Origin of the sequence: Streptomyces silaceus (genome assembly GCF_001419745.1) — a bacterium.
In the GTDB taxonomy this organism is placed as follows: domain Bacteria; phylum Actinomycetota; class Actinomycetes; order Streptomycetales; family Streptomycetaceae; genus Streptomyces; species Streptomyces silaceus.
Genome location: NZ_LIRJ01000572.1, coordinates 1 through 4,714 on the forward strand (window position 1 = coordinate 1; position 4,714 = coordinate 4,714).

Genomic DNA, 4,714 nt, shown 5'->3' on the forward strand with positions numbered 1-4,714 from the left:
GGGTGGGCGGCACCGGCGGCTTGGTCGCGCGGTCCTGGTCGGCGTCCTCGTCGCCGATCTTCCGCTCGATCCAGGTGTTGTCGACGATGTTCACGATGGTGATGTTGATGATCGGCTGCGGGGCCGGGGTCACCACGACGACCCGCGTGGGCTGATAGCCGCTCCACGACCGGCCGTTGTGCCGGGGCGTGCCCTGGAAGGCGACCGGCGGCTTCAACGGGTTGCCGCACGCGCAGCGGACCCTCGGCAGTCCCCGGTCGTCGACCAGGACGGCCGTGCCGGCCTGAAGGACGGACTGGAAGCTCGTCGCCGAGCCGTCGCGGAAGCCGTGGTTGGTGACGCGGGTGTCGGCCCGCAGCACGACGGGGGTCAGCCCCCGCAGAAAGCTCGGGATCGCCGCCTGATCGATGCCCGACGCCTGCGCGAAGGCACGGGCCTTGGCCTGGTCGGCGGTCAGGAAGCGCACCTGCTGACCGACGTCGCAGCTGCCGACGGAGTGGGTGCCGCCGTACAGACCGGGAGTGCCGCCCGCGATGGAGCGGGTGCCCTGCGGGGTCGCGGACCCGGTGGGCGACGGCTGCGGCGAACGGGTGACGGGCGGCGGGGTCGCGGTGGTCTTCGCCGTCGAGTCGGTGAAGGGATCGGGGCCCTGTGCGGCGACCGGCTGCATGAACAGTTCACGGCCGCCGTCGGCGGTGTCCTTGTCACCGCCGCCGGAGCAGCCCGCGAGCCCGAGGGCCGCCGCCATCGCGAAGGCCGTCACATGGGTCCTGGTGGGTGCGCGCACCGGTTCTCCCGCCGTCGCCGTACTGTTTGCCCCCTTTGTTCCGGGGCGTTCCGATCATTGTCTGCGGGCGCGGGGACGGGTGCGCAAGCCGACGGCACTCACCGAGCGTCACAATGGAGGGGTGCAGTGGTTCACGGCGGACGCGTACGGGCTGAGCCGGCTGATCTTCCAGCGGGCACTGGCCGCCGTCTACCTCGTGGCGTTCCTGGGAGCCGCCCTGCAGTTCCGCGCGCTCATCGGGGAGCGTGGAATGCTGCCCGTGCCCCGGTACGTCGCGCGCATGCCGTTCCGGCGGGCCCCGAGCGTGTTCCAACTCCACTACTCCGACCGGTTCTTCGCGCTCTGCGCCTGGTCGGGCTGCGCGATCGCGGTGGCGCTGCTCGCCGGGGCGGACGGTCTGCTGCCGCTGTGGGGCGCGATGCTGCTGTGGCTGCTGCCCTGGGCGCTCTATCTCTCGGTCGTGAACGTGGGGCAGACGTGGTACGGCTTCGGCTGGGAGTCACTGCTCCTGGAAGTGGGCTTCCTCGCGGTCCTCCTCGGCAACGACCGGGTCGCACCGCCCGTGCTCGTACTGTTCCTGCTGCGCTGGGTGCTCTTCCGCGTGGAGTTCGGCGCCGGGCTGATCAAGATGCGCGGGGACGCCTGCTGGCGCCGGCTCACCTGCCTGTACTTCCACCACGAGACGCAGCCGATGCCGGGGCCGCTGAGCTGGTTCTTCCACCATCTGCCCAAGCCCCTGCACCGGGTGGAGACCGGCACCAACCACGTCACCCAACTCGCCGTTCCCATCCTGCTGTTCACGCCGCAGCCGGTCGCGACCGGCGCCGCCTGCCTGATGATCGTGACGCAGCTGTGGCTGGTGCTCTCCGGCAACTTCTCCTGGCTGAACTGGCTCACCGTCGCCCTCGCCGTGTCCGCCCTCGACCTCTCCGCCTGGCAGGCGGAGCCCGGCTACCCGGCGGCACCGCTCTGGTACGAGGCGGTGGTCACCGCGGTCTGCGCGCTGCTGCTGACGCTCAGCTACCGGCCGGTGCGCAATCTGCTGTCCCGGCGGCAGGTCATGAACCGCTCGTACGACCCGCTGCACCTGGTCAACGCGTACGGCGCGTTCGGCAGCGTCAGCCGGGTCCGCCAGGAGATCGTCGTCGAGGGCACGGCGGACCCGGTGGCGCGCGAGGACTCCGACTGGCGTGCCTACGAGTTCAAGGGCAAGCCGGGCGACGTACGGCGGTGGCCGCGCCAGTTCGCGCCCTACCACCTGCGGCTCGACTGGATGATGTGGTTCGCGGCACTCTCCCCCGCGTACGCCAGACCGTGGTTCGGGCCGCTCGTGGAGCGCCTGCTCGACGGGGACCGCGACACGCTGCGGCTGCTGCGGAGCTCGCCGTTCCCTCCCGGGGCCCCGCCCGTGTTCATCCGCGCCAGGCTGTACCGCTACCGGTACACCACCTGGCGCGAGCTGCGTGCGACGGGCGCCTGCTGGGAGCGGACCCATGTGCGGGAGTTCCTGGCGCCGACCCGGCTCGCGCCGCCCGCTCAGCGGCGGTAGACGCGGCGGGCCGTGCCGCCGAACACCTCACCCCGCTCCGCCGTGTCCAGCGACTGCGTCAACAGCCGCGCGGCGTCCAGGACTTCGCCGTACGTCGCGGCGAGCGTGCTGACGGGCCAGTCGGAGCCGAACATCAGCCGCCGGGGGCCGAAGGCGTCGAGGACGGTCTCCGCGTACGGCCGCAGGTCGTCCACCGTCCACGTCCGGTGATCGGCCTCGGTGACCATGCCGGACAGCTTGCAGACCGTGTTGGGGCGGGCGGCGAGCGCCCGGACCGCCGACGCCCAGGGTTCGAGGGCGCCCGTCGCGATCGGCGGCTTGCCCATGTGGTCGAGCACGAAGGTGAGTCCGGGCAGCTCCGCCGCCGCCTTGGCGCAGGCGGGCAGCTGGTGGGGCAGGACCACGAGGTCGTACGCGAGGTCCGCGGCGGCGAGTGCGGCAAGACCCCGGCGGACGTCCGGGCGCAGCAGCCACTCCGGGTCGGGCTCGCCCTGCACCTGGTGCCGGATGCCCACCAGGTGCCGCCCGCCCGGCAGTTCACGGAGCCGGGCCAGCGTGTCGGCGACGTCCGGACGGGTGAGGTCGACCCAGCCGACGACGCCCGCGACGAGGTCGCTGTCCGCCGCGAGGGCCAGGAACTCGGGCGTCTCCTCGGGAACGGTCACCGTCTGCACGAGGATCGTGGCGCCGACCCCCGCCGCGCGGGCCTCGGGCGCGAGGTCGGCCAGGGAGAAGTTCCGCCGGATCGGCGCGAGCGCCTCGCCGGTGATCCAGGCCTGATCACGCACGGACAGGTCCCAGACGTGGTGGTGGGCGTCGACGACGGGGCTGTCCGGAACTCCCCCGGTCCCGGCGGCCGCTGTCGCGGCGGCCCCCGTCACGGCAGCTCCCACACGACCGGCAGCCCCGCGTCGGCGCCCTCGGCGGAGTAGTCGTGGACGACGTCCAGGAGCTCGGCCATGCGCGCCTGCCAGGCGATGTTCACCGGCAGCTTCTCCAGTTCGGCGAGCATCCGGCCGTAGTCCTCGCACTCCAGGACGTGGAAGAGGTCGGTACCGCTGCGCCAGATCGTCCAGGAGGTGGCGCCCGCCGCGCGGATCGCCGCGGTGAGCCCGGCGGGGACCTCCCGGTGGGCCGCGTCGTACTCCTCGACGCGGTCGGCGCGGACCTTGGTGTGCAGGGCGATCCTCACGGGCGCTCCTCCCCGGGGGACGCGCCGGACCCGGCGGACCCCGCGGATCCCCGGGCCCGTGCCCACGGCACGGGCACCTCGGCCGGCAGCAGCCCCTCCGCCCGCGCCTCCCGCCAGAAGTCGTCCGGCACCCGCGCCGCGAACTGCGCCGCCGCGTCCGTGACCTGCCCGGGAGCGCGGACCCCGACCAACACGCTGGCCACGGCCGGATGGCCGAAGGGGAAGGCCAGCGCGGCGGCGCGCAGCGTCGTGCCGTGCCGCTCGGCCAGGGTCCGCAGTGCGCGGGCGCGGGCGAGGACTTCGGGCGGCGCCTCGACGTAGTCGAAGCGGGCCCCCGGTCTGGGGTCGGCGAGCAGCCCGGAGTTGAAGACGCCGCCGATGACGATCGACGCGCCCCGCTCACTCGCCGCGGGCAGCAGTCCGGTGAGCGCCTGATGATCGAGGAGGGTGTAGCGGCCCGCGCAGAGCACGGCGTCGACGTCGGTGTCGCGGACGAAGCGGGTCAGCATCTCCGCCTGGTTCATGCCCGCGCCGATCGCGCCGACGACGCCTTCGGAACGCAGCTTCTCCAGGGCCGGATAGCCCTCGCGGAAGGCCTCCTCCTCGTGGTGGTCCGGGTCGTGCAGGAAGACGACGTCGACGCGGTCGGTGCCGAGCCGGGTGAGGCTGGACTCGAGGGAGCGGCGTATGCCGTCCGCGCTGAAGTCCCAGATCCTGCGGTGCGTGCGCGGCACCGCGAAGCCGCCGTCGGCGAGGTCGTCGCCGCTGATCTCGTCGGCGGGCTCCAGGAGGCGTCCCACCTTCGTGGAGATGACGTACGAGGAGCGGTCCCGGCCGCGCAGCGCCTCGCCCAGGCGGCGCTCGGACAGGCCGAGGCCGTAGTGCGGGGCCGTGTCGAAGTAGCGGATGCCCGCCTGCCAGGCGTGGTCGAGGGCGGTGGCGGCGGCCTCGTCGGTGATCGGCGCGTAGAGGTTGCCCATGCCGGCGGCGCCGAAGGACAGCTCGGTCACCTCGACGCCGCCGGGTCCCAGGGGGCGCCGCGCCAGGGCGTTCACCGGCCCACCGGCCGCAGCCGCAGGCCCTGCATGCCGCCGTCGACGGCCAGCGCGGTGCCGGTGGTGGCACCGGAGAGGGGGCTCGCGAGATAGGCGATGGCGCCCGCGACCTCGTCGGCGCCGACGAGCCG

Annotated in this window: 6 protein-coding genes; 1 reads left to right on the forward strand and 5 read right to left on the reverse strand. The window is 73.5% G+C overall.

Translation table 11 applies throughout. From position 1 onward, the window contains the following. A partial coding sequence (locus AOK22_RS36845; protein ID WP_341845641.1) for a DUF6777 domain-containing protein occupies nt 1–787 on the reverse strand: 787 nt, incomplete at its 3' end. A gap of 121 nt (nt 788–908) precedes the next feature. Between AOK22_RS36845 and AOK22_RS36850 the strand changes: the two genes are divergently transcribed. Continuing rightward, nucleotides 909–2,336 (forward strand): lipase maturation factor family protein, encoded by a 1,428-nt coding sequence (locus AOK22_RS36850; RefSeq protein WP_055703021.1) that lies wholly within the window; start codon nt 909–911, stop codon nt 2,334–2,336. Here AOK22_RS36850 and AOK22_RS36855 read toward each other — a convergent pair. The 4 genes from AOK22_RS36855 to AOK22_RS40470 form a co-directional block, all read right to left on the reverse strand. After that, nucleotides 2,324–3,217 carry an amidohydrolase family protein gene (locus AOK22_RS36855; RefSeq protein WP_055703022.1) on the reverse strand — a complete coding sequence of 298 codons (894 nt, stop codon included), beginning with the start codon at nt 3,215–3,217 and terminating at the stop codon, nt 2,324–2,326. The two genes, AOK22_RS36850 and AOK22_RS36855, sit on opposite strands and share 13 nt — an antisense overlap. Continuing rightward, nucleotides 3,214–3,528 (reverse strand): L-rhamnose mutarotase, encoded by a 315-nt coding sequence (locus AOK22_RS36860; protein WP_055703023.1) that lies wholly within the window; start codon nt 3,526–3,528, stop codon nt 3,214–3,216. Before AOK22_RS36860 ends, AOK22_RS36855 begins: the two co-directional genes overlap by 4 nt. Continuing rightward, nucleotides 3,525–4,508 (reverse strand): aldo/keto reductase, encoded by a 984-nt coding sequence (locus AOK22_RS36865; RefSeq protein WP_244165260.1) that lies wholly within the window; start codon nt 4,506–4,508, stop codon nt 3,525–3,527. Before AOK22_RS36865 ends, AOK22_RS36860 begins: the two co-directional genes overlap by 4 nt. Before the next feature lie 71 nt (nt 4,509–4,579). Next, a partial coding sequence (locus AOK22_RS40470) for an SDR family oxidoreductase (RefSeq protein ID WP_157872407.1) occupies nt 4,580–4,714 on the reverse strand: 135 nt, incomplete at its 5' end.